Origin of the sequence: Desulfobacter sp. (assembly GCA_028768545.1) — a bacterium.
Lineage (GTDB): Bacteria > Desulfobacterota > Desulfobacteria > Desulfobacterales > Desulfobacteraceae > Desulfobacter.
In genome coordinates this window covers 4,292,292-4,317,708 of the sequence record CP054838.1, presented here as the reverse complement: position 1 = coordinate 4,317,708, position 25,417 = coordinate 4,292,292, and the positions used below count along the sequence as shown (strand labels likewise).

The following is a 25,417-nucleotide window of genomic DNA, read 5'->3' as shown; positions in this document are numbered from 1 at the left end:
GGGATTCAAAAAGTATTCAAAAACAAACTATCTTGTAAGCTTTTGAAAATACAGGTCAAATTTCTTTGAACCGATACTGGCATGATGGTTGCTTTTATTTGGATCCATAGGAATTTATATATAGGTGGTTTATGAATATGCACTTGGTTGACATGACAAATACAATGCCGAATATGGTCCGGGCCGGTGAGGCAAAAGCCTCTGTTTTGGGTATAGACAGACTGCCGGCAGCCGGGGCCGGGTTCGACTCCGTGCTCAAACAGGTTGCCCAAAAAGGTGAACGCAACAAGATCTCTGATCCAGAGGCGTCAACCGATAACGGCGTAATTGCGGACAAAAGCGGACAGGTTTTTTTGTCTGACCTGGAGACCCTGCTTTTGAAAATGTCGGGCGGTGATTTGACTAAGCTTACCATTGACCCCCAGGGCCTGGATGCGCTTAACGAGCTGTTAATCAAAGCGGGATTTGATCCTGATGAAGTGGCTGATCTTATTGCCGGGTTAAAAGAAAAGGCAGGAACAAAAGAGATTTCCTTTGACCAGGTCATGGCCGGTCTTTCTGACCTGGAAATTTTGCCTGAGGAGAATGCAGAGCCAGAAGATGTTTTTTTGGAGACCTCCGCACTTCCTTTTATCATCAGCCTGTTAGATGAGTTAGGTCTTTCAAAGGATGCTGTTCAAAAAATGATTGAAGCGGCAGACAAAGGACCCCAGGGGATCAGCCTTAATATCCTTGCCAACGAGTTAAAAGAGATTCAAACCCAATATGCCCAGGCCGGATCTGTTATTGAAATAAAAGATCCATCATCCATCCTCGACAAGATGCTCGGCCTGTCAAACACGGTTGCCATGGAGAGTAACACAGAAGGGAAAATCAGTTTAAAAGACCTGCTTGGGGTGTTTGATGACTATATTAAACAAAAGCAGGGGACGGATCAGCCAGGAAATTCAGGGACTCAAGCGTTTGCAAAAGAGTCAACCACTGCCATGATTGACAAATTGTTTCAGTCGGTTGCCCTGGCCTCTGATAAAACCAGTGTGCCTGAGTTTTCGTTTCAGCAGGTCAAGGACCAGTTTAAAAATGATCTCATGATCCCGGACAAGGGGAAAAATGCAAAGACCGGGCTTTCTTCTCAAGCTTCGACCAGTTCCGAACCTGGGGTGTCCTCTCTTTTAAAGGAGATGGAGGCGGCATTCTCAAAACATGGGAACGGTGATGCCGCAGAAGAGAAAAAGGGCAGGTCCGAGAATCATTTTGCGCCAAAGACGAAAACAAAAACAGCCCAGGCAAGTGATTTTTCCTCCAATCTCGTATCTGCGGGAAAAAATGAGGTTGACGCCAGCACGGTAAGGGCAAAAGCCCCGGAACGTGCCTTGCCCTCTTATGTGACCCACCAGGTAAACAAGAGTATTGTCAGGGCGGTGAACCAGGGGGAGACCAGCCTTACGCTTCAGCTCAAACCGGCACACCTCGGACGGCTGAGCCTGACCATCGATAATGTGAACAATAGTATCAAGGTCAGCATTATCACTGAAAATCATGCGGCAAAAGAGATGCTGACGTCTAATCTCAATGAACTAAAGACCGCATTGACCAGTGCCGGTATCAGCCTGGACAGTTTTGATGTGAATATGAGTTCAGATTTTAAGCAGTCCATGGCCGATACCGGAACTCAGGCAGGCAATTCTAACAAGAAAAATTCAGGCAGGGGAAAACAGGGAATTGACGGGAAAAATTTGGAAATGGGAGATGATCCGGTTCTCACAGATGCCGGGACACTTCTGGACGGGTCATACCATTTTGTTGCCTAAAGGAGAGAGATAATGACGGTTTCAGCATCTGGAAATTCAGCCCTTGACGGCCTTGTCAGCGGTTATAAGTCCACAGAAACTAAAAAAGATGAAAAAAGTGATGCCCTGGGAAGGGATGCCTTTTTAACCATGCTGGTCGCACAACTCCAGAATCAGGATCCCCTCAACCCCATGGAAGGCTCTGAATTTTCCGCTCAATTGGCACAGTTCTCCCAGCTGGAACAGCTCATGACCCTCAATGAAAGCATGGAGAGTCTGGCAACTTCCTTTTCCAATGATTCTGAAAAAGATCTCATGGGATATATGGGCAAACAGGTGACCGGTGAGGTGGATTCCATGCAGGTCAAAGAAGGGCAGGTCTCGGGTGGATTCTTCAACCTTTCCCGGAATACCGAGATCATTGTCCAAATCACCGATGCCGACGGAAATACCATCAAGAATCTGCCCCTGGGCACAAAGGGCAGCGGATCTCATTTGATTTCCTGGGACGGAACAGACAACAGCGGCAAGGCAGTGGAAGACGGAACCTATACCTACACGGTTCTGGGCAATACCGGCTCAGGGTTTGCCCAGGTGCCCAACAAGGTCACCGGCACGGTGGAAGGCATTGCCTACTCCAATGATAAGGCCTATCTCGTGGTCCAGGGCATTCTGCTTGATCCTGACTCCTTAAGTTCAGTGAACACGATTGAGGATGATAATACCCCTGTGGATTCCGCCATGAGTTACCTTGGCAAAACCATCACCTCGAACCAGCCCATTATTGAAGTGGATGAAGGGGTGGTTCAGGGTGCAGACCTTGGGTTTAAACTTGAAAGCTAGGAAGCGTCAACCATTAAAATTTACGATGTCTTTGACAATCTGGTCAGAACCATCCAGGTGGACAAGGAAGATACCTCAGGCGGAGAGAATACCGTGAGCTGGAATGGTGTCGGAGATGACGGTCACGGGGTGTCAGACGGGTTGTACTACTATACGGTAACCAGTGAATCCGGAACCGCCAAAACTCTTGTGACTGAAGAGGTCTCAGGTATTAAAAAAGCCAACGGGACCCAGTTTCTGGTTCTCCAGGACAGCGGGCGGCTGGTTGCTCTATTTTCCATAACCGCCGTGAACAACTAAACAGCCAAGTACATGAAAGCCATATAAGCACAGGAGAGGGATTATGTCTTTATCAAGTTCATTATTTACAGGGACCAGCGGCCTTAAAAACATGGGAAATGCCCTTCAGGTAACGGGTATTTTTTTGTTCAACAAGGACGGCCAACTGGTAAATCCTGAAGGGTATGTGGTTCAGGGGTGGGAACTGGATTCCGAGACTGGGGATGATATCGGCGCCATCAATGATATTGTTCTCCAGGCCTTTACCAATCCGCCCAAGAAAAGCACCCAGATCACGGCTGTTACCAATCTGGATGTAGATGCCGCCAGTAAATCCGTGGTATTGTCCAACAATTGGGACTCCAGTGAAGATACCTATATGAAATCCACCAATTATGAATACCAGACCGTGCTCAAGGTGTATGATGCTTTAGGGAGTACCCATGATGTCTCTGTGTTTTACGATAAAAAATCCGGCACTGAATGGGAGTACATCATCACCTGCAACCCGGAAGAAGACAAACGGAACATGGTTCAGGGCACGGACGCCCAGGGGTTGCTGGCCCGCGGAACCATTACCTTTTCCCAGAGCAGCGGTGATATCCTGGATTTGACCATGAGTGAGTTTACCGGCCGTCTGGGTAATTTTCAGGCCAATGGGGTGAACACCAACGATGCCATCCACTATGAGATCTTAAATTCAGAGGAACTGGCCCAGGACGGGTACGGGTTTGCCTTTGAGTTTAACGGGTCTGCCTGGAATTTTGTGGACGCCAACAACAACGGGATCATTGAAAATTCGGAAAAACCGGCCAATTATCCCAATGCCACCATTGTTTATTCGGATAACCAGGAAGTCCATCTGGTGCTCAACCAGCAGAGCCCCACCCAGACAGATCCCGATCTGAAAATTAAATTTGACCAGCCGGCCGTGGCAACCGATTCCTTTGGGTTTGACATCAATGATCCTAACAATATCCATGTCCAGGGCATTGAAGGCACAAGGTATTTCGGGGATACGGCCAATGACAACACCACCCTGGAGATCAATGACCCCAGTGTGATGACCCATGATTCAAAGGGACTGGGTATTGTCTGGAACCCCAATGTGGGCAGTACCGGAAAGTGGTATTGGAGTAATCCCGATCTTGCCAATTCCGCCGGCACCTTGGTTTCCGGGGTGGCCATGACAAACAGCACCGGCGGTACTTTAGCCACAACTGCCGCCACCATGGTGGTCAACAATGCCGAAGACATGGGCATGGTGGCCCAGAATATTAAAATGCGCTATGACGGCACTCAATGGGACTGGAATGACGGGGTTAAAATTGAGGATTTTACCAGTACCTATACCTTTGTGCCCACCAACGATCCTGTGATTTCCGTTCAGAGCGCAGGATCAGAAGGTTCCATTGCCACCGATACTGCCGGTGCCACCCCCACCCTCCACTGGATCGGCACCCAATGGTCCCTGAGTTCGGCAGGGCCGCTGCCGAACTCTGCGGCTGTGGGAAATGCCACCATTGCCATTGATACGGCAGCCTCATCCAGCACCAATGTGGTATTTGATATCTGGTACAATGATTCAGCAGGGGAATCGACCATTGAGTATACCTTTGGCGCTGCCATGACCACTGCTGACGGTCAGTCCATTGCCTTTATGATGGATCCGACCCCGCCCCAGGAATATGCTGCCGCAGCCATTACCTATTCCACCTCAGGGGCCCAGACATTTGACATTGATTTTGACGGGGACAGCACCCTGGATCTTAGGGTCACACCGACGGCCGGCGGTGCAGTGGCTGCAGGGGCATCTCTCTTGTTTTCCGTGGATCCGGATGTGCCGCCTGTGGAGTATGCCAATGCCACCCTGAAAGGGGATCAGGAAGAGGTGGTCATTGACCTGGACGGATCGGGCAATGATTCTGACAATGATGATATCCGGTTTACCTTTGATGATCCCTTGAAGTTCGGTGCTTCTGCCCATCCCTACAATAACAGGAGTGAAATTGATTTTGATATTGTGGGATCCACGGCATGGACGGAAATTGATAAAAACGATATAGAGACCAGCGGTTTTTTCAGCTTTAATACCGATTTTATAGGCGGTGATTTCGGCGCCACAGAGACTGATATTGAGTTGAACCTGGGCTCAGTCTATCAAAATTCCGCCTTTGTCAACGGGTCCTTGTCCACCACCCAGTTTTCCAAATCCTCATCCACGGCATTCCAGGATGCAAACGGATACTCCGCAGGAGATCTTCAGGGCGTGGATGTTTCTTCGGACGGGGTAATGACAGGAATTTACTCCAATGGTCAGCTGATTCGCCTTTTCCGTGTGGGTTTGGCCAAATTTCTCAACAATTACGGTCTTTCCAATGAAGGGGGAAATCTGTTCAGGGAAACCCGTGCCTCAGGTACGGCCATTACCAATAAGCCCGGTGAAAACGGACTTGGCACCATTGCTCCCAATTCTTTGGAAATGTCCAATGTGGATATTTCAGAAGAGTTTGTGGCCTTGATTACCAATCAGCGCGGGTTCCAGGCAAATTCCAAAACCGTGACCACCGTGGATGATATGATGCAGACCGTGATTCAGATGAAACGATAGGCCAGGGCTGTCTCTGGGATGAGTTTTCAGGGCAGCAGATCGTTTTTCGTCAAAAATTTGACAGGTGGGTTTTGTTTTTGACGTGTTTTTCAAACACCCCGAGGGGACAGGTTCTTTTATCTGTCCCCTCGGGGTGTTCATGGGATAAAAATCTTTTTGCAAATCCCGCGGGCCGGGCTTATAATTGATCAAACTTTTATTCTCCCTTTTTTTTTATTGAAATAGAGAAGGCCTGGCATAAGGATTGCTGTTGTATAGGGTGCTTAAACAAGACGACATATGTAAATCACCAGGAGGCATTGTGGCTGACGACCTGTTGGAAGACCCCAACCAAGACAATATGGATGAAGACCTTAAACAGACGGAGGATTCGTCTGAAAAGATTCCAAGACGATTTGCTTTTCTTGCCAAGGTCTGGGCCGGCAAAAAGAAATTGATCATCATGGTACTGGCCGCGGTTATCCTCTTGCTGGTGATAGCAGGGGCGCTGCTTTTCTTTTTTTCGGGTTCAGATGAAACCGATGCACAAAAAACGGATCCGGCCAAGGTTTCCCAGGAGGGTCTCACGCCGGAACAGGCTGAGATTGTCTTTGAAGATATTGTGGTTTTGGAACCCTTTGAGCGGATTTCCTTGAGCAAGGGATCCTCCATGGGAATGATCAGTCTCAATGTATCGTTGGAGCTGACGGATCACAGGTATAGAAAGCAGGTGTACACGATGCAGGACAGGCTTCGTAAAATTGTGGAGGCCCAGGTAAGGGAGATGGACTGGCTTGAATTGAGAAATTCGCAAGGGAAGATCAAACTTAAATATGCGCTTCTCAAACGGATGAATGCCATGTTTCCCAAGGTGACAATCAGAAATATTTATTTTACCAACTTTCTAATGCAGTGATGGTGTCATGAGTGAAATTCTATCCCAGGATGAGGTTGACAGTCTATTAGACGGTCTGGATTCAGGTGAGGTTGAAACTGAGGCGGAGGTGCCCCAGGCTGAACCGGCTGAAGGGATCATTGCCTATGATTTTACCAGCCAGGACAAGGTGGTCAGGGCCAGGATGCTCACCTTTGACGTTATTAATGAACGCCTTTCCAGGGAAGTCCGGGCCACCTTATCTTCCCTTTTGCAGACCAATGTCGATTTCAGCGCCAATCCCTTTGACACCCTGAAATTTTCCGAGTTTGTCAGGAGCCTTCCCGTACCCACAAGTCTCCATGTGTTCAGGATGGAGCCTTTAAGGGGGCACGGGCTTGTGGTGCTTGAAAGCCAGCTGGTCTATAATCTCATTGATACCTTTTTCGGAGGGGAGGCCTTGGGCAAGGCCCGGGTGGAAGGGCGTGAGTTTACCACCATAGAAGAGGTGATGATCAAAAAGGCGGTCATTGCGATTTTAAAAAATATTGAAGCCTCCTGGGTGCCCATTGAACCGGTACGAGCCTCTTTGATACGCTCTGAAATGAATCCCCAGTTTACGGCCATTGTTCTGCCCACGGACCTGGTCATTGTGACCCGGTTTGAAATCGAGCTGGAGCAGGCCGCGGGAAATCTTGTGGTCTGTTATCCCTATTCCATGATTGAACCCATGAGAAATAAACTGTCTTCAGGGGTTCAGGCGGAAATAGAAGAGATTGATTTAAACTGGCGGCGGATGATTGAAGAGGTGATTTTAAAGTCTGAGATCAACCTGAGAATCCAATTGGGAAAAACAGAGATCACCGGTGAAAAACTGTTGTACATGCAGCCTGGGGATGTGATTCAGCTGGACAATGACGCTGCTGATCCCCTGTCCTGTTTTGTTGACGGGTTTGAGAAATTGACCGGGTATATCGGGGTGCAAAGGGGATTTCAGGCCTTTAAGATCAATGAAAAAATTATAACAGATTGTGAGAATTAATCATGGTTGATGAAAATGGCATTACAGAGGAAGAATCCGAGGAAAGCACGGAGAAAACAGAGGAACAGCAGGCAAGAGAGCTGGATTTTATTCTGGACATTCCCCTGGAGCTTTCAGTTGAACTTGGAAAGACCAAAATGCTGGTCAATGATCTGCTTCAATTGGGCCAGGGGTCCATTATCGAGCTGAACAAACTGGCCGGCGAACCCCTGGAGGTGTATATCAACAGAAAGCTCATTGCCAGGGGAGAAGTGGTGGTGGTCAACGAAAAGTTCGGTGTGCGCCTCACCGACGTTATCACCCCCATTGACCGTGTAAAATCTTTGGCAGCGGAAGAACAATGAATACAGATACCGATATTTGGTTTGCCTTTGCCCGGACCTTTGGCATGCTCTTTGTGGTATTGGGCTTTTTTCTGCTGGCCTTTTACCTGTTCCGGCGGTTTTCGGGCCTGGGAGGTGCAAAGGGGTCAAAACAGCTGATCCAGGTCCTTTCGGTTCATCATATTGCCCCCAAGGAAAAGCTGGTGCTTGTCTCTGTGGCCGGTGAAGTCATGCTCATCGGCGTGACCCCGTCCAATATTTCCAGACTGGGATCCTGTGACCTTGATCTTGATCAGGTCTCTGCCCTGGAAAATACCGGGTCCAAATTTTCAGATTTTTTAGGGCGGATCCTGAAGCCGAACCTTAAGACTCAAGAGAGTTCCGGTACAGACAGGAGCCGTGACAATGGATAAAAACCGATTTTTTATCCGGTTGGGCTTGGTTTTGGGCATGATACTGCTCATGGCAGACCTGTCCTGGGCCGTCACCTTTCCCATCCCTTCTTTGGAGTTGAATGTGACCCAGGCCACTGAACCTGAAGAAGTGGCAGTGGTTCTTGAAATCATTGCTCTGCTTACGGTTCTTTCCCTGGCCCCTGCCATTCTCATCCTCATGACCCCGTTTACCCGGCTGGTGGTGGTGTTTCATTTTCTTCGCCAGGCCATCGGCACCCAGTCAAGTCCCCCCAACCAGGTGCTTATCGGGCTGGCCTTGTTCATGACTTTTTTTATTATCAAGCCTGTGGCCCTGGAAATTTATAACACGGCTTTGAACCCCTATCTTGAACGGGAAATGGCCTATGATGTGGCATTTGAAGAGGCCCAGAAACCCATTCGAAAATTTTTGCTCATCAATACCAGAGAGGCGGATATTGCCCTGTTTGTCAAAGAGGCTGAGATTAAAAAGCCCCAGACCCGTGAGGATTTGTCCCTGCTGGTGCTGATCCCTGCCTATGTGATTTCCGAACTTAAAACAGCGTTTATTGTGGGGTTTATTCTTTATATTCCCTTTTTAGTCATTGACATGGTTGTGGCATCCGTTCTTCTGGCCATGGGTATGATGATGCTGCCGCCGGTAATGATATCCCTGCCGTTTAAACTCATGCTTTTTGTACTGGTGGACGGCTGGCATATGATTTCAGGCTCTTTGTTAAAAAGTTTCGGAGTATAAGCCATGACCCCTGAATTTGTCATTGCCTTTGCCAAAGACGCCATTCTTTTGACCATCTACCTTTCCATGCCCATGCTGGGCTTAGGCATGATTGCAGGCCTTGCCGTAAGTGTATTCCAGGCGGTGACCCAGATCCAGGAAATGACATTGACCTTTGTTCCCAAAATAATTGCCGTGTTTTTAGGCCTTCTTTTTGCTGCACCCTGGATGCTGGAAAAAATGACGGCCTTTACCGCAAATATTCTTGAGAATATTCCCATGTATATCCGCTAAACAATGACAATCCATGGAGATACTCGATATTATCGAACCTGAACGGTTTAGAATATTTATGCTGGTATTGATGCGGATTTCAGTCTTTTTATTCATGTTTCCTTTGTTTTCTTCCAATGTGTTTCCAAACCCTCTTAAACTCGGTCTTGCCCTGGTCCTTTCTTTGCTATTTTATGCAGTAGTGCCGGTGGATCTGGAACGCTTTCCCATGGATATCATTTCTACCGGGCTTTTAATTGCAGCAGAATTTGCCATTGGCATGACATTGGCTCTTTGCTTGAGGGCTTTTTTCGGGGCGGTTCAGCTGGCAGGCCAGGTGATTGGATTCCAGATCGGTTTTGCCATGATCAACGTGCTGGACCCCCAGACCGGGGCCAATGTTTCGATCATGGACCAGATCGGGTATTGGGTCTGTGTGGTTGTCTTTATGGTATTAAACGGCCATCATATTGTGATCATGTCTATGATTGACAGCTTTGAACTGGTTCACATGGGGTTTTTCATGCTTCACCCCGCCCTTTTGGAAAAAGTTCTTGAAGTGGGGGGCAATCTTTTTTTGTTGTCCATTAAAATAGGGGCGCCGGTGATTGCCGCACTCACCTTTGTGAATGTGGGGTTTGGCCTGATTTCCAAGTTTTCTCCCCAGATGAATGTGATGATCGTTGCCTTTCCTGTGAAAATTGTGGTGGGATTGCTTTTTTTCGGGGTGACCCTTGAAATTATCGGCCTGATGACCCGGGAGTATCTGGAACCCTTTAGAAAACTGATGCTGTATTTGTTATTTTATATGGGCGGAGGATAAATCATGGCTGAAGATCCCGAGAGCGGCGGAGAGAAAACTGAAGACGCGTCGTCGAGAAAGCTCAGTAAGGCAAGAGAAGAGGGCCAGGTTGCAAAAAGTATGGAAATCCCTTCTGTCTTTGTACTGCTGGGCGGTGTTTTGGCCCTGTACTGGTCTGCTTTTTTTATGTACGAAGAAGTGGGCAAGGTGTTTAATTTTAATTTAAGGTTTGAACGGATCCCTGAATTAAATCCTTTGGACGTTGTCCGGCTCATGGTCTATCATTCCCAGAAAATTTTTCTCATGTGTCTGCCCGTGTTCGGCGCCGTGTATATAACCGCCCTGCTTTCCAACTTTGCCCAGGTGGGATTCGAGATCTCATGGAAGGCCTTGAAACCCAAGTTTTCAAGGCTGAATCCCATCAACGGATTTAAGAATAAGTTTTCTTCCAGAGCTGTGGTGGAATTTGTAAAGACCCTGGTCAAGGTCGGGGTGGTCAGTCTTGTCTGCTATTGGGTTACCATGGGTGAGATCTCGGACATTGTAAGGCTGTATGACCACAGCACAGGCAGTATTCTTTTGTTTCTTCTGGTGGAGTCCTGCTGGATTTTTATCAAGGTCTGTCTGATCATGATTGTGCTGGCCCTTCTGGATTATGCCTATCAGAAATGGAAGTTTGGTTCATCCGATTAATGCGTACCTTTTATTGTGAAGGTCCAAAAGTTTCAACCTGAAAAACTCCGAATCCCTGTATCCATAAGCTTTCCGTTTCATGGTTTTTATCTTGTTATTTGTCCCTTCTAAAGGACCTGTAGATATCCTGTAATCATAGTATGAAAGGATTCTTTGCCTGTGCACAGCCAAGGTCTTGGCAAATTTCATCAACATTGGAATTTTGGAAATATTGGCCAGATTGATCCAATTGCTGACTATCTTTTCAGCTGTTTCTTTTTTCTTTTGATTCCATATTTGCCTGAGTTCCTCTTTCATGTAGTAGACTACCAATAGCGGCTGATTTATTTTCAATGCTTCTTCTAACCGTTGGGCCTCCTTCTTGTCATCACTGAGGTTTTCGGGATTTTTTAACAAAAGCCACCGGACTCCCTTCAGAAGTTTTTGTTGCCCGGTATTGGCAAGAAGGTTGTAGAGCTTTCGCCTGAAATCCGACAGTTTCTCATTGAACAATTTAACAACATGAAATCTGTCAAAGACAATTGCTGAACCAGAAAGATTTTCAATAACAGCACTCAAGTATGCCGGGGACATATCGATGCTGACGGCTTTGATTTTTGCTTTCGATATTTTCACTTTTGTCCAAAAAGATTTCAAAGCTTCACCACCTTTTCCTTCTCCCACGTGCAGAATTCTACCGGATTCCAGATCCATCACGATGGTCAAGTATTTATGCCCTTTCCCTATGGAAATTTCATCTATGGCAATCTGCCGGACTTTCTCAAGGGGGATATTTCGATAACGCCTCAGCAGGTCTTCTTTCTGGATCTGCTTTATCGTATCCCAGCTGATCCTTAAATGGATGGCAATATCTTTGATTGTCATGAACTGAGACAACTCCAAGACATACCGTTCAAAAGCCCGGGTATAGCTTTTCCCCTCCTGGGCAAAGGATAGTTTGATTTGCCGGACAAATTGACAGAACGAACACCAAATTCTCTGGATAGCCGTCCTGAGAATCACGGGTTTTGAACCTACCGGTATTGTTCTGAGATCTCTTGTCACAATCCCTTTCCTGGTGACGGACCTGGAATTACATTCCGGGCATTTTACCGCCTCCGGTTTTGGTATGAGTTCAAAAGTGATTATTCCACCGATGAAACGTGTTGTTTTATAAAAGTAGTCACGAAGGCCAAAGGCATGGTATATGAAGCTTGTGGACATTAATTCATTCTCCGATTTTGTGCGAATAACACAAAAAAATTAGAACATGATCATGTTCACACCATCATTTCAAGCATAAAAATCCTTACTGTGTTATTGCCTTCCCAGTGATGTTTCTCAGTCCAGGTACGCGATTTTCTGATGAACCGGAAGTTTTTAGATGAACAGAAGATGACCAAAAAAGAGGTAAAGGATGAGGCCAAGCAGACAGAAGGGGATCCCATGGTCAAGTCACGGATCCGTCAGCTTCAGCAGGAAGCCGCCCGCAAGCGGATGATGGCCGAAGTGCCTGAAGCCGATGTCGTGGTCACCAACCCCACCCGGCTGGCTGTGGCTTTGAAATATGATAATATGAAAATGGAGGCCCCCATGGTGGTGGCCAAGGGCGCAGGGCCTGTGGCAAAAAATATTCGCCATATTGCCCGGGAAAATGAAGTTCCTTTGGTGGAAGATAAACAATTGGCCCGGAATTTGTATAAGTATGTAGATATCGGAGGGGAGGTCCCCTTGGAATATTACTAGGCAGTGGCAGAACTGTTGGCATACGTGTATCGGCTCAAACAGGGACAATAAGCATAACGACAAATTTTTGACGCCATTGTCAGAAATGAATGGGGTATAAATGGCAGGAGAAGCAACCGGGATTCTGGCCGGGTTAAAAAAAGAATCATCTGATATTTTTATGATCGTTGCCTTTATCGGCATCCTCATGGCAATGATCCTTCCCCTTCATCCGATTATTCTCGACTTTTTTCTGGCATTGAATATTTCTTTTGCCATTGTGGTGCTGATTACCACCATGTATACCAGCAAACCTCTGGAATTTGCCATTTTTCCCTCCCTTTTACTCATGCTCATCTTGTTTCGGCTTTCATTGAATGTGGCGTCCACACGGCTGATCCTGCTCCACGGCAGTGAAGGGCCCATGGCTGCCGGCGCCATTATCATGTCATTCGGCAATTTTGTGGTCGGGGGAAATTATGTGGTGGGCCTGATTATTTTCATTATCCTGGTTTTGATTAATTTTTTGGTCATTACCAAGGGTGCGGGACGTATTGCAGAAGTGGCTGCCCGGTTTACCTTGGATGCCATGCCATGCCGGGCAAGCAGATGGCCATTGATGCAGATTTGAATGCCGGGATGATTGATGAAATTGAGGCCGGAGAAAGACGGGCGGCCATTGCCAGGGAATCAGAGTTCCACGGCGCCATGGACGGTGCCTCCAAGTTTGTCAGGGGGGATGCGGTTGCCGGCATTATCATCATCATGATCAATATTGGTGCAGGCTTTGTCATCGGGGTTCAGCAGGGCATGGAAATGGGGGAGGCCCTGACCAACTACACCCTGCTGACCGTGGGGGACGGCCTTGTTTCCCAGATTCCCGCGCTTTTAATTTCTGCGGCAGCAGGTCTTCTGGTCTCCCGGTCCGGTGCCCAGACAAAGATGGGTAAAGAATTTGCCGCCCATTTGTTTTCAAGCTCCACCCCTGTCCTGGTCGGATCTGTGATTATTTTCTGTATGGGACTGATTCCGGGGCTGCCGTTCATTCCCTTTATGACCCTGGGGCTGACCATGGGCACTCTGGCCTGGTATTTTCTCAAGGAAGAAGAGGATGAGGGGGAAACGGCCCTGGCCGAAACCGAAGCAGAAGAAGAGGTGTCAGGCGAGCCCGAAGAAGTGGAACATCTTTTGAGCCTGGATACCATTGAACTGGAAGTGGGGTACGGTCTGATCCCGCTGGTGGACAAGCAGCAGGACGGCACCCTGATCGGCAGGATTAAGGCCATTCGCCGTCAATTTGCAACAGAGATGGGCATTATCATTCCTCCCATTCATATCCGGGATAATCTGAATTTAAGCCCGGCTCAGTATCGGCTGATGATAAAAGGGGTTGAGGCTGCCGGGTCGGAATTGATGATCAACCATTATCTGGCCATGGATCCGGGCGGGGTGGCCCAGCCCATTGAAGGGGTTGAGACTGTGGAGCCGGCCTTTAATCTGCCGGCCTTGTGGATCCCGGTAGAGCGGGAGGAAGAGGCCAAATTTGCAGGCTATACCGTGGTGGACAACTCCACAGTGGTGGCCACCCATTTGACTGAAATTGTGCGAAATAACGCCTATGACCAGCTGGGTCGCCAGGATGTTCAGCATCTGCTGGATAACCTTGCAAAAACAAGCCCCAAGGCCGTTGAAGAACTGGTTCCCAATTTGCTGAGCATTGGTATTGTCCAGAAAGTGCTTCAGAATCTTTTACGGGAGAGAATTTCCATCAGAAATCTGTTGACCATTGTGGAGACCCTTGCTGATTTTGCACCGGCAGGCAAAGATCCTGACCTGCTCACCGAGTACGTTCGCCAGCGTCTTGCCAAGGGGATGCTGGCCCCCTATCTTCAGGAGGGAAAGGTACTTCAGGTGATCACCCTGGACCATAAGCTTGAAGAGGTTCTGGCAAAAAATATCAAGCGGACAGAGCATGGGGCATACCTGGCCCTGGATCCTTCCCTGATCGGCGAACTTGTGGGGGCGGTCTCCAAACAGGTGGAACGCCTCATTGCCATCAATACCCAGCCGGTACTGATGACGGCACCGACCCTTCGCCGCCATGTGCGTAAACTTGTGGAATCTTCTCTTCCCACTGTTTTTGTGGTATCCCATGCAGAGATAGTGGATGACATTAATTTACAGGCCGTTGGAAAGGTAAGTTTGCAAAATGAATAAGAAAATCTTCCGGGCAGCCAATATCCAGGAGGCCCTTGCCAGTGTTAAAGATGAAATGGGGTCAGATGCCATGATTCTGTCTACCCGAAAGATACCCAAGTCTCCCAAAAATCCCTATGGGACCCAGATGTTTGAGGTGGAAGCCGGGATCAGTTCTCCTGAGACACCGGATATTGATCTGGATGACCTGAAATCAGATATTGCGGAGATTAAGGATATCATATCCATTGCCGGGTTCGGCAGCGGGATGCAGCCGATTTTATGCCGTAACTTTGAATTTGTGGGTATTCTGGCCTCATTGCTTCGCAGCGGTGTGAGTGAGCGACTGGCTGCCGGATTGATCGAAACGGCGGTCCAATCCCTGTCAGCGGATATGGAGCAGAATCTGCGGGTCAAGGCAATGAAGAAAAAAGTAATGTCACTTTGTTTGAACCGGCTGGAAACTCAAGATTGTTTTAAAAGAAACAATAGTTCAGGCGTGCTCCATGTTGCCGCTTTTGTCGGCCCTACCGGGGTGGGCAAGACCACAACCATTGCCAAACTAGCCGCCTTTTTAACCTTTAACCGCAAGATGAAGGTGGGGCTTATTTCCATTGATAACTACAGGATCGGGGCATTTGAACAGCTCAAAGCCTATGCCGGGATCATGGGGCTTTTATGTGTGCCGGCCTTTAGCGGGCAGGATCTGTCCTGTGCCCTGGACCGGATGAAATCCATGGACATGGTGCTCATTGATACGGCAGGACACAGTCATTATGACAAGGAAAAATTAGATGAAATTCTTGGTTTGATTAAAAATGATTTTAAGATCTCGGTTCATTTAACCTTGAGTGTTACTTCTGAATTGATTAATATGAAAGAAGCGGCATCTGCTTTTTCCGTATTTAATCCAGATACCTATGTGTTTACAAAAGTTGATGAAACCAAAAGATGCGGTAAAATTTTGGATCAGGTCAGCGACTTTAACATGCCTGTGTCGCTCATCACAAACGGTCAGAAAGTTCCTGAAGATTTAATTGTTCCGGAAAAACAACAATTATTGAAAATAATCCTTAGAAAAAGCCCCAAAGGAGATTAGGTGGATCAGGCAAAAGGACTTCGACAAATGGCCAGAACCAATGCCATGGAAAAAAGAAAAGCAAGTGTGGCCTCACAGGTGAAAACCTATCCAAGGGTGATTGCCGTAACCAGTGGTAAAGGCGGGGTGGGAAAAACCAATATTGTGGGTAATCTGGCCGTGGCCATGACCCGCATGGGAAAACGGGTGATCATCATTGATGCGGATGTGGGGCTTGCCAATATAGATATTGTGTTCAACCTGAGGCCTGAATACAACATCCGCCATGTGGTCTCAGGAGAAAAATCCATTGACCAGGTCATGATGAAAACCCGTCATGGCATCGGCATTCTTCCCGGGGGGTCCGGTTTTGCCGATCTCACCCAGTTGAACGAGGGGGAAAAACTCACCCTGCTTGCCGAGTTTGAATCCCTGGCAGATCAGGCAGATATAATTTTTCTGGATACGGGTGCAGGGATTTCTTCAAATGTACTCTACTTTAATGCCGCATCTGATGAGTGCCTTGTGGTGGCCACAACCGAGCCCACATCCATTACCGATGCCTATGCCTTGATGAAGGTGATGTCCCAGGAATACGGCACCCGGCATTTTAAACTGGTGGTAAATATGGTAGACCAGGAAAGCGATGCCAAAAGGGTGTACAGCTCTTTGAGCAATGCATTGGATAAATTTTTAAATCAGGTGGTTCTTGAGTATGCAGGATATATCCCCCTTGACCGGGCCCTTCAGAACGCGGTGAGGAAAAGAAGCCTGTTGTTGGATGCCTTTCCCGGGACACCTGCAGGTCAGGCAATCGACGCCATTGCCAAGACCTTGATCCGGACAGGCGGGCAGAGTCACTCCGACGGGAATTTAACATTTTTTATGAACCGGGTGTTTGAGGCTGTTGAATAAAGGAAATCCTTAAGGGAGCCATGGTTAAACAGGGAAATAAAAAAGAAAATAAAAGAGATGCCTGGCGTCAGGAAAGTATCGTGGAATACGCCTACCTGGTCAAATACATTGCATCCAGAATCGCCATGCGGCTGCCTGCCAGTGTTTTTTTTGACGAGTTGATGTCAGCCGGTTCCCTGGGGTTGATTGATGCGGTGGATAAGTTTGATCCATCCAAACATGTCAGCTTGAAAACCTATGCCCAGTATCGGATCAAAGGGGCGATTTTAGATGAGCTTCGGAGCATGGATACCTATTCAAGATCCATGCGGAAAAAAATTCAGGATATTAGCCAGGCCCAAAAGACGATTGAAGATGAAAAGGGTCGGCCGGCAACGGACATGGAGATTTCCAGCGGCCTTGGGGTTGACCTTGGTACCTATCAGAAAATGCTGGCAGATATCCACGGTGCTGCCGTGTTGAGCCTGGATGAATTCATCAAAACCAAAAAAAACGACACCTATTCTCAAACCCGTTTTCAATCGGGAATCAAGGGAGAGGACAATCCAGCCGATCAGTTTGACAGGGCCGAGTTAAAACAGGTGCTGGCCGGAACCATTAAAGGGCTGAGTGAAAAGGAACAGCTTGTGGTCTCCCTTTACTATTATGATGAACTGACCCTCAAGGAAATCGGAGAGGTATTGTCATTGACCGAATCCCGCATATGCCAGATTCATTCAGCTGTGTTGATAAAGCTTAAAGCCCGGCTTGAAGACTATGGAAGATAATTTACAGGGGGTATCATGTCTGATCCAAGTTTAGAAGAAGAAAGTTTAATTTCTCAGGATGATATTGACAGTCTCATGGCTTCTTCCGACAATAGCGCGCCTAAAGCGCCGGAAGATGCCCTTGAGGATGATGCCCCTGAGGATGATGATGAACAAATTTCCCTGGATGATATTCAGGCATTGATCAGCACTGATTCAGACGAGGACAAAGAATCCGAATCTTTGGAAGATGAGCCCAAAGCAGATGATGAGGTTGTTCTTCTTGATGACCCCCCTTTGGCAGAAGATGTGCCAGACTTGGATGAACCGGTTGAACCAGAGGACCTGGCCGTTCCTGAGACTCAAAACAGTGCAGAGACGGCAAGCCAGGAGCCTTTGGATGATGTCATTGAAGAATCACAGGCCATGGCGGTTGCAGACTGCCTTGTGACCCAGGAAACCATGGACGAACTGATTTCAAATGCATCTCAGCCGGACAGCCCAGGGGATGATCCCGTGGGGGATTTGGATATCCCCTTGGACGCGCCAGACCCTGAACCATCCGAAGAGGAGGTTGTTGATTTGTCCGACCTTGAAGATCAGGATCTGGATGAACAAACAGCCGATGAACTGACAGATGACTTGTCCAATGACATTGACCAGGGATTGGAAGACGAGGATGCAGATCTGTTTGATCTGGACCTGGACAGCGGAGATGACAGTGATGTCACCCAGGAAGACATTGATGCCCTGCTTCAGGATTCTGACGACGAAGGGGATATTCTGGACGAGGATGATATCCTGATTTCCCAGGATGACATTGATACCCTTTTGATGGCGGCTGACCAGGAGGATGAGGATGTCTTAGGAGATGCTCTGGCAGATGAACTTGATGATGATGCCTTTGATTCTGAAGAGTTTATTGAAAGTTTTGAGGACGATGACCTGGATACCGACCAGGTGGTTTTAGAGGAGAGTGAAGACTCTCAAGATGCCGGGGATGAGACCCCAAGACCGGTAAAACTGGGGAAATTGGGAAGGCTTTTAAAATCAAAGCTGGTTCTGGCAACGGTTTCGGCCTTTTTGGTTCTGGGAATATCTGTTCCTTCGGTTTATTTTTTGTTTTTTGCCAAAAAAAACAGAGCCTTTGCCCCAGCGGGAATCTGTTCCCCAGTCTGTCCAGGAAGGCACCCGGGATCTTGAAATTGCCAGCGTTACCATTGAAGAGGAACAGGCCCTGCTCAACACCCGGCGTTCCGGAACAATCGTTCTGGCTGATTTTGTTATCCTGGCATCTGAATTGTCAAAAAAGATGACCTATGTGTATGCTGATATCTCTATTGATTATTCCGATCAAAGGGCTTATCATGAAATAAGTAACAATATTTCCTTTTACCGGGATCTGATTTATGAATCCATTCAGACCCGGCTGGTATCTGAAAAGCAGGATGAGTTGACAGAAGCTGATCTGATATGGGGGGTTGAAAATTCATTAAAAAAAGTGTTGCCGCCCCATTATATCAAAAAAATCAGTTTTAAAACCTTTAGAACAAGCTGATAAGGGGGGAGGATGACAACAGTCCCCGGACATAACCAGATACTTCAGCAGTCCGGTATTGCCCAGGAGCTTAATAACCAAGCCCATTTGCCAAAACCGGGCCCGGATCAGGCTGCGGCCCATCAGCAGGCACAGGAGGTTGTTCAAAATTCTACGATTCAGGACACGAACGCCTCTGACCAGCTAAAACGGCGGAAAAAAAAAGAAGAGGAGCGCCGGGCCAGAAAATTAAAAAAATTAAAAAAAAGAAACCGGGAAAAAGAGTTGGCGTTAGACCCTGATGCCACAGGCCGGTTGCTGGATGTAAAGGCATGACCCAATATATTTCACTGGAATTTTTGGTCGCGGTTTTGTTTATTGTGGACTTGGTTTTATTTTTTTTGCTTTTTCTCTTTGTCCGGCGGGTCAATCAAATGTCGTCCCAGAGTAGAGATGACCTTGCTTTTGGGGAAAGTGAAACGATCCAAGAGGAGCAAGAGGCTGCCAGGGACGCTGTAGAGTCGGTCCGGAACATCATGGAAAAGCTCAATCCTCTGGTGGAGGCATCTAAAGCCGCTGCCCTTGAGTTTGAGGGGTCGATCCGTGAAAAGAAAAAGATTTCCAAAGATTTAAACGATCCCCTTGATTCAAAGATGATCAGTATCAATCTTTTGCTTTCCCGGGCTGAAACCTGCCAGGAAAAACTTGAACAGCAGCAGCAAATCATACGCTCCCGGCCGGCAGCAGGCCCTGCGCTTTCCCCAGCCAAAGGCGTGGATGTATTGAACCAGCAAAATCAGATTATTGACCTTTACTATCAGCAGATGGATATTGATACCATTGCAGAATAGCTTTCCATTCCCAAGGGCGAGGTGCAGCTTGTCATTGATCGGAATGTGTCAATGACAATGAGACACTTTATGCCTAAAATTAGGCTCCAATCTTATCCTTCTCTTCCTGTTCCGGTTTGTTGATCCAGGCTGCTTCTGGTAAAGCTGGTGGCCGAGGGATTTTCCCCTTAAAGCGTATTGGGTTTTTAATAAACGCCTCTTTCAAAGTTCTACAGCGAGACCCATAAATCTCTTTAGCAATGCCATAATGAAACTGTTCCGGGGTTACCAGGCCAATACCAGAATGGTAATGCTTTTTGTTGTAATATCTAAAAAAATCCTGGCAAAAGGTTCTTGCATCCTCAATCGAACCAAAATGATTTGGAAATTTTGGACAATATTTCAATGTTTTAAATTGAGCTTCAGAGTAAGGGTTATCATTGCTGACGTGCGGTCTGCTGTGGGTTTTGGTTACCCCTAAATCGACAAGAAGCTGGGCAACCCCTTTGGATTTCATACTGGCTCCCCGATCTGCATGAAGTCCAAGCTGACCGGGTAATATATTTTGGTTTTCACAGGACTTCTCAATAAGCCTTTTGGCCAATGCTGTTTGTTCCCTATGGGCGACCATCCAGCCGACAACATACCTGCTGAAAATATCCATGATTACATACAGATAGAAATAAGTCCATTTTGTGACACTTTTCAACTTGGTAATATCCCAGGACCAGACCTGATTCGGTCCTGGTGCCAGCAATTCAGGTTTTTTATATTTCGGGAGATTTACCTGCCGTCTTCGTTCCGGCACAGAACCATGTTCTTTGTGAAGAAGCCGATACATCGTTCTGATGGAGCAATAGTATTTTCCTTTATCAAGAAGAGAGGCATAGACCTGGTATGGGGCCTGGTCTCGATACGTGTCCGAGTGAAGAATATCCAAAACCGTTTGTTGTTCATCAGGATTCAAAGAAAGAGGAGAGCTGCCCCGCTTTGATTTCACCTGTTTTTTCGGAGAATAAAACCTATAAAAAGATGAGCGAGGGACACCGAAAGCCTCACATGAAGGCTTTTTCCCAAGATCGTGACTTAACGTTAGGGCGGCATTCATCAGTCGTCTCCTTTGAGGTCGTCCAGATTTTGTTGGATTCCCAGGATCTGAGAAATTTTTTTTTGGGCTTCAATGATGAGTTCCGCCTGTTTTAACTTATGCTCTAATTTAGATTTTTCTTTTTGAAGTCTGGCGACCTCTGTTGCCAATGGGTTCTTCTCTTTGGATTTCCTCCCTCGCTTTCGAGGTGCCATGGCGTTGAGAAGTCCTTTATTCCGGGCTTTGCGCCAATCGGCTAAATTTGAAGAATAGAGGCCCTCTCTTCGAAGTATCCTACCTATTCCTCCGGATTCATTGCAGTTTTCAACCTCTTGGAGAATACGCAGTTTATAAGAAGCAGTGAAATTACGCCGGGGCTTTTTCTCAGGAACTTCAGGATCAGGGATTGAATCCTGTCCCCCCAAGGAGGCCCCAATTCCAGTCGCCCTATGGGCTCCTTCCATTGGTGCCTCCTTGGGGGCTGCCTGTTTTTCGGACTCTGGTAGTGGGTTCATTTTTATCGGTTTCATATAAGTATTGCCTTACCCGCCCTACACTAATTTATCAAGGGGTAAGTGTCTCACTTATATTGTCACAGAGGGGGCAGTGTTGAACTGGCCGTATACTCAAGCCTCCAAGATAAAAACTTCCAGCTTGAGGCGGTTGAGGTGGGATATACCAACTCCCGTGAAAACTCCATGGCAGCAGTTGCTGACGCCATGAATAAACTGTCTGATGTTCTGGGCATCTCAGCATCTGCTGAAGTTCAGTCCACCACATCCAGCACCGTCGGTGCCGGCACTCTGGCTGAATTTTCCATCAACGGCATCACCATGAATGGTGTGAATGTAGTTGCCAATGATGCTGACGGCGCCTTGGTCAAGGCCATTAATGCCAAGACCTCCCAGCACGGGGTAAGAGCAACGGTCAGTGCCGAAGGTGCCTTAACCCTGAACTCCACTGACGGCCGGGCTATTGAGGTCAAGGCCGACGATGTAGGCCTTGCCTCGGTTTTCAAGGGACAGGACCTTTCCACTGTAGGTCATATCAACCTGAGCCAGGCCGGGTCCAACGACATAGTGGTCACCAATGTGGACGGCGGAGACGTGGTTACCCTGACCAACAAACTGGATATCACCAAGTCAGAAGAATTTTCCTCTGAGGCGACTGCAGCCAAGGGATCTAAAATTGCCAAAAACTCAGTCGTGGGTGCAGGATGGACCACGGGTCAGGATATTGTGGCCTCAGGCGGTTTTTCTTCTAATATCACTACCACAGAAGGCTCTACCTTGGCGGCAGGTTCTGTAACCGGTTCAGGCTCTGATATTATTTTCAACGGAACTGTGAACGGGAATGTCACTGCAGGTAAAACCACCACCAGCACTACAGCCCCCAGTACGGCAGGCCTTTATTCCTTAATTAAAACAGGCAGTATCCTGAGCGCCGGATCCGAAATCGGTACAGGAGTTCAGCTTGCAGGCACCACCATTGTGGAGCAGACAGCCGCCACCACAGCAAATGACACCATCATATCAGGCGCCATTATGGCGGCAGGAACTGTGCTGGCATCCAACACAGTACTGACTGACACCAAGGCAACCATTGAACAGACAGCCGCAACAGTGGGAGACAGTGATCTTAAAGCCAACACCACCCTGGCTGCAGGATCCACCATTGTAAGCTTGACTGTTCTCGGTGCCAACGAGTATATCGTTGAAACCACAGATGCCACCACGGCCTCCAGTACTATCGGATCAGGCTCCAAGCTTGAAATCGGAACGGTTCTGGGTAATGGGACCAAGTTTAGCGACCAAGAAATCACCGTCTTCCAGACCGCCGAGACCACCGCAACCAGTGCGGCCTTTTCGGGCACCGTGCTCAAAGCAGGTACCGTGCTTAAGGCAGGTACCGAAATTGCGTCCGGTCTGACCTATACGGATATTGACGGCACCGCTTATACTGCCACTGCAGGTTCCGGCGAGGTTCTGAGTACAGACATCACCCTTAAGTCAGACGTTACCCTGACCCATGGCGCTGATCTTGCTGCCGGTTCCAGCTTTTCCAACGGCACTGCATTTGGATCCGGGTCTACTATTTATACTGACATGACCCTGTCCACTGCAACCACCACCGTTGAAGATTACACAGGAAATGTAGGCACCGTCATTGCAGGCCGATCAACCCTGAGTGAAGGCACGATCATGGGTACTGTTGTAACCCTGAGAGGCGCCACTACACTGGCTGCAGCCATTACGGCCAAGACAGGTACGGTGCTGGCTGACGGAACAGCTCTGGCAGACACCTCAAAGATTGCGGCAGACATTACCCTGAAGAGTTCTGCCATTGCAGGATCAGATATGATGGCCCAGGCAGGCTTTTCCTATGCTGAGGGGTCGAGTTTCCTTGTGGGATCCAAGATCAATTCGGATATCACCTTAAAGGAGGCATCCACCACTACAGCTGACATGGATAACATCACCAAAGAGATCAAGCTTGGGACAGGATCTGTCCTCACCGCAAACAGTGTTCTCAGGGAAGGGTCCACCTTCTACGGTAAAATCAACCTCAAGGGGGATGTCAACTTTACCAAGGACCAAAATGTTGGCGCCGGAAGTACCATTGCCCTTAAAGATACCTTTATTACGGCAGGTTCTACCGTTGGTGGTGAAGCGACCCTTAAAAAAGATATGGACATCATAGCGGAATTCACCATGGGTGCCGGCACCAAGCTAGCGGCAAACTCAACGCTCGCCAACGGCTCCTCCATCGGCGGTACCGTTACCCTGGCCAATGATGAAAAAGTAGCCTCCGGTACCCAGATGCAGCTTGAAGCAGGGTCCAGCCTGGCTGACGGCTCTGTGATTGCCGCAGGAACCTACCTGACCAATGACATCACAGCGGCCGACGGTTCTGTATATCTTGCAGGCCAGGTGGCTGAAGCCGACATCACCACAGGCGGGATCAATAAACTCAGTGAAGCCATGACTGTAAAGGCAGGATCTGTTCTTGCCGAAGGTAGCACCCTGGCAGCCAATGCCGGCGGTGCCTCTGCCACAGCTGAACTGAGCGAGGGTACAACCAACCGGCTCTCCGATGTCAGTGTCCTGACCCAGGACAGCGCCCAGATTGCCATCTCCGTGGCAGATGCCACCTTGAAAGATCTGGACAAGGTAAGAGCGGACTTGGGTTCCGTACAGAACCAGCTCAACTCAACCGTGGCCAATATTTCAACCACACGGGTAAATGTATTCTCCGCAGAGTCCACCATCAGAGACGTTGACTTTGCAGAAGAATCCTCCAACTTTACCAAACTGCAGATATTGTCACAGGCAGGCACCTTTGCCATGAGTCAGGCCAATGCCAGCTCACAGAATGTACTGAGCCTGCTCCAGTAAATGCGGTAATATAAATCATTAACCCTACAACCAAAAGAGCCCCGGAAAATTTTCCGGGGCTCTTTTATTTATCTCCCATACACTCCAGAATAAAAACATTCCCTCCGAGCCATTTGCCCTTTTCTTTTCTGAGTCTAACGGGCCGACACATCCTGACCATAAAATTATTCTTAAGTGCAACAGACTGAACGTACATTGGTCCATGGCCGTACCGCCCACTTTTAAGCAGGGAAAATTCATGGATATTAGGATTATCCTCGGTGGAAAACACAAAATATCCCCCTATTTCCATTCTTTGACCAAGCAGAAAAAAAACGTCATCCAGAATTCCTGTATAGACCAGAACATCTGCTGCAACAACCAAATCATATCTGTCCATATACTGTTTAAGAAAACTTCTGAAATCTGCCTTAATCAATTGATTATACAACTGTTTACCCCGGGCATGTTCAAGCATTTTTTCGGATAGATCCACCCCGGTCAGACGATATGCAAATCCGTGAAAGGCATCTCCAACAAGCCCTGTCCCGCAGCCCAGATCAAGTAGATGCCTAAATTGTTTTACTCCGCCCAAAAAATAGACAAAGGCTTTTTTCAGTTCCATAGGGGTATGATATTCTAATTTTTTGAGCAACTGATCTTCAAAATGATCAGCATATTCATCAAACAAGTCCGCCACATACTCATCAGGTGCCTTTTTCTCCTGATTTGTTCCCATAAGAGAATCCAGCATAAATCTCGCGTTTGCATCGTCAGGAGAAAGTTCGAGAAGACGGCGGTAGTATTCAGGCGCGGCTTCAGGCCTGCCCAGATTTTTTAGTGCGGCCCCCAGATTCTGCAAAGATTCCTTATAATCCGGGTCGAGTGTCAAAGCCTTTTGATACGCTGCAGCAGCCGGATTCAGCCGGTTCCGTTTATGCAAACTCAACCCCAGGTTGTGGTGGAGCTGGGCAATCCCAGGGTCTATGATCACCGCCTTTTCAAAAATTTCAACCGCACTGTGGTATTCTTTTTGTTTCAAAAATACCAGCCCCACATTATTCATAGCCGCAACATTATTAGGGGAAACAGCAAGTATCTCCCTGGAAAAGGCTAAGGCCTCCTGTAAATCTCCTGAATTTAATGCCTGTAATGCCTCTGCGTATAATTGATTCATCTTGTCTGTTAAAGGATTATTCATTTCAAATGGAGTAGCCAAGAATCTTTTCCCTGTCAAGGCAATTTTCCTTACCGCGACGTATAGCACTCATAATTACAGCTCTTTGCCCCAT

The 25,417-nt window shown here is 47.8% G+C and carries 23 protein-coding genes and 2 pseudogenes; 22 read left to right on the top strand and 3 right to left on the bottom strand.

Annotation, left to right across the window (positions count from 1 at the left end):
* Window positions 1–131: 131 nt before the first annotated feature.
* The 12 genes from HUN05_20965 to HUN05_20910 all read left to right on the top strand — a co-directional run bounded on the left by HUN05_20965 (window position 132) and on the right by HUN05_20910 (window position 10,658).
* Entirely contained in the window at window positions 132–1,811 is a 1,680-nt protein-coding gene (locus HUN05_20965; GenBank protein WDP87291.1) for a flagellar hook-length control protein FliK, read from the top strand.
* A 12-nt stretch (window positions 1,812–1,823) separates the two neighbouring features.
* Window positions 1,824–2,633 (top strand): flagellar hook capping protein, encoded by an 810-nt coding sequence (locus HUN05_20960; protein ID WDP87290.1) that lies wholly within the window; start codon window positions 1,824–1,826, stop codon window positions 2,631–2,633.
* A 12-nt stretch (window positions 2,634–2,645) separates the two neighbouring features.
* Window positions 2,646–2,933, top strand: a complete 288-nt coding sequence (locus tag HUN05_20955) for a hypothetical protein (GenBank protein ID WDP88170.1) — start codon at window positions 2,646–2,648, stop codon at window positions 2,931–2,933.
* A 43-nt stretch (window positions 2,934–2,976) separates the two neighbouring features.
* Window positions 2,977–5,523, top strand: a complete 2,547-nt coding sequence (locus HUN05_20950) for a flagellar hook-basal body complex protein (GenBank protein WDP87289.1) — start codon at window positions 2,977–2,979, stop codon at window positions 5,521–5,523.
* 301 nt (window positions 5,524–5,824) lie between these two features.
* Complete coding sequence (locus HUN05_20945; GenBank protein WDP87288.1) at window positions 5,825–6,418, top strand: flagellar basal body-associated FliL family protein; 594 nt, start codon at window positions 5,825–5,827, stop codon at window positions 6,416–6,418.
* A 7-nt stretch (window positions 6,419–6,425) separates the two neighbouring features.
* Window positions 6,426–7,418, top strand: coding sequence for a flagellar motor switch protein FliM (gene fliM / locus HUN05_20940; GenBank protein WDP87287.1), 993 nt, complete (start codon window positions 6,426–6,428; stop codon window positions 7,416–7,418).
* Window positions 7,419–7,420: 2 nt separating this feature from the next.
* Entirely contained in the window at window positions 7,421–7,762 is a 342-nt protein-coding gene (gene fliN, locus HUN05_20935) for a flagellar motor switch protein FliN (protein WDP87286.1), read from the top strand.
* The gene (fliO, locus tag HUN05_20930; GenBank protein WDP87285.1) at window positions 7,759–8,154 is read left to right on the top strand and encodes a flagellar biosynthetic protein FliO; all 396 of its coding nucleotides are present in this window, start codon (window positions 7,759–7,761) and stop codon (window positions 8,152–8,154) included. Before fliN ends, fliO begins: the two co-directional genes overlap by 4 nt.
* The gene (gene fliP / locus HUN05_20925) at window positions 8,147–8,911 is read left to right on the top strand and encodes a flagellar type III secretion system pore protein FliP (GenBank protein WDP87284.1); all 765 of its coding nucleotides are present in this window, start codon (window positions 8,147–8,149) and stop codon (window positions 8,909–8,911) included. Before fliO ends, fliP begins: the two co-directional genes overlap by 8 nt.
* Before the next feature lie 3 nt (window positions 8,912–8,914).
* Complete coding sequence (gene fliQ, locus HUN05_20920) at window positions 8,915–9,184, top strand: flagellar biosynthesis protein FliQ (GenBank protein ID WDP87283.1); 270 nt, start codon at window positions 8,915–8,917, stop codon at window positions 9,182–9,184.
* Between the two features lie 13 nt (window positions 9,185–9,197).
* Window positions 9,198–9,986: a flagellar biosynthetic protein FliR gene (gene fliR / locus HUN05_20915; GenBank protein ID WDP87282.1), complete on the top strand. Its 789-nt coding sequence runs from the start codon at window positions 9,198–9,200 to the stop codon at window positions 9,984–9,986.
* A gap of 3 nt (window positions 9,987–9,989) precedes the next feature.
* On the top strand, window positions 9,990–10,658 hold the full coding sequence (locus HUN05_20910) for an EscU/YscU/HrcU family type III secretion system export apparatus switch protein (protein WDP87281.1): 669 nt from the start codon (window positions 9,990–9,992) through the stop codon (window positions 10,656–10,658).
* Here HUN05_20910 and HUN05_20905 read toward each other — a convergent pair.
* Window positions 10,647–11,861, bottom strand: coding sequence for an ISL3 family transposase (locus HUN05_20905; protein WDP87280.1), 1,215 nt, complete (start codon window positions 11,859–11,861; stop codon window positions 10,647–10,649). The genes HUN05_20910 and HUN05_20905 overlap by 12 nt on opposite strands.
* A gap of 150 nt (window positions 11,862–12,011) precedes the next feature.
* On the opposite strand from HUN05_20905, the pseudogene HUN05_20900 reads away from it, so the two are divergent.
* The 9 genes and pseudogenes from HUN05_20900 (at window position 12,012) to HUN05_20860 (ending at window position 19,685) form a co-directional block, all read left to right on the top strand.
* Window positions 12,012–12,383, top strand: a pseudogene (locus HUN05_20900) (EscU/YscU/HrcU family type III secretion system export apparatus switch protein).
* A gap of 100 nt (window positions 12,384–12,483) precedes the next feature.
* Window positions 12,484–14,579 (top strand): annotated as a pseudogene (gene flhA / locus HUN05_20895) (flagellar biosynthesis protein FlhA).
* Window positions 14,572–15,657, top strand: a complete 1,086-nt coding sequence (locus HUN05_20890) for a protein FlhF (protein WDP87279.1) — start codon at window positions 14,572–14,574, stop codon at window positions 15,655–15,657. Before flhA ends, HUN05_20890 begins: the two are co-directional and overlap by 8 nt.
* Window positions 15,658–16,551, top strand: a complete 894-nt coding sequence (locus tag HUN05_20885) for a MinD/ParA family protein (GenBank protein ID WDP87278.1) — start codon at window positions 15,658–15,660, stop codon at window positions 16,549–16,551.
* Between the two features lie 20 nt (window positions 16,552–16,571).
* Window positions 16,572–17,318: a FliA/WhiG family RNA polymerase sigma factor gene (locus HUN05_20880; GenBank protein WDP87277.1), complete on the top strand. Its 747-nt coding sequence runs from the start codon at window positions 16,572–16,574 to the stop codon at window positions 17,316–17,318.
* Between the two features lie 15 nt (window positions 17,319–17,333).
* Window positions 17,334–18,500: a hypothetical protein gene (locus tag HUN05_20875; protein WDP87276.1), complete on the top strand. Its 1,167-nt coding sequence runs from the start codon at window positions 17,334–17,336 to the stop codon at window positions 18,498–18,500.
* Window positions 18,445–18,855 carry a hypothetical protein gene (locus HUN05_20870; GenBank protein WDP87275.1) on the top strand — a complete coding sequence of 137 codons (411 nt, stop codon included), beginning with the start codon at window positions 18,445–18,447 and terminating at the stop codon, window positions 18,853–18,855. The genes HUN05_20875 and HUN05_20870 overlap by 56 nt, the downstream gene beginning before the upstream one ends.
* A 12-nt stretch (window positions 18,856–18,867) precedes the next feature.
* A complete protein-coding gene (locus tag HUN05_20865; protein ID WDP87274.1) occupies window positions 18,868–19,170 on the top strand; it encodes a hypothetical protein in 303 nt (100 codons plus the stop codon).
* A 98-nt stretch (window positions 19,171–19,268) separates the two neighbouring features.
* Entirely contained in the window at window positions 19,269–19,685 is a 417-nt protein-coding gene (locus HUN05_20860) for a hypothetical protein (GenBank protein WDP87273.1), read from the top strand.
* A 79-nt stretch (window positions 19,686–19,764) separates the two neighbouring features.
* On the opposite strand, the gene HUN05_20855 is transcribed toward HUN05_20860, so the two are convergent.
* A protein-coding gene (locus tag HUN05_20855) for an IS3 family transposase (protein WDP88169.1) occupies window positions 19,765–21,215 on the bottom strand; the annotation gives its coding sequence in 2 pieces (ribosomal slippage) (window positions 19,765–20,828 and window positions 20,828–21,215; 1,452 coding nt in all).
* Between the two features lie 111 nt (window positions 21,216–21,326).
* Here HUN05_20855 and HUN05_20850 point away from each other — a divergent pair.
* Window positions 21,327–24,146 carry a hypothetical protein gene (locus HUN05_20850; GenBank protein ID WDP87272.1) on the top strand — a complete coding sequence of 940 codons (2,820 nt, stop codon included), beginning with the start codon at window positions 21,327–21,329 and terminating at the stop codon, window positions 24,144–24,146.
* 64 nt (window positions 24,147–24,210) lie between these two features.
* Here the strand turns inward: HUN05_20850 and HUN05_20845 are convergent, their stop codons facing one another.
* A complete protein-coding gene (locus HUN05_20845) occupies window positions 24,211–25,362 on the bottom strand; it encodes a tetratricopeptide repeat protein (protein ID WDP87271.1) in 1,152 nt (383 codons plus the stop codon).
* Window positions 25,363–25,417 lie beyond the last annotated feature (55 nt).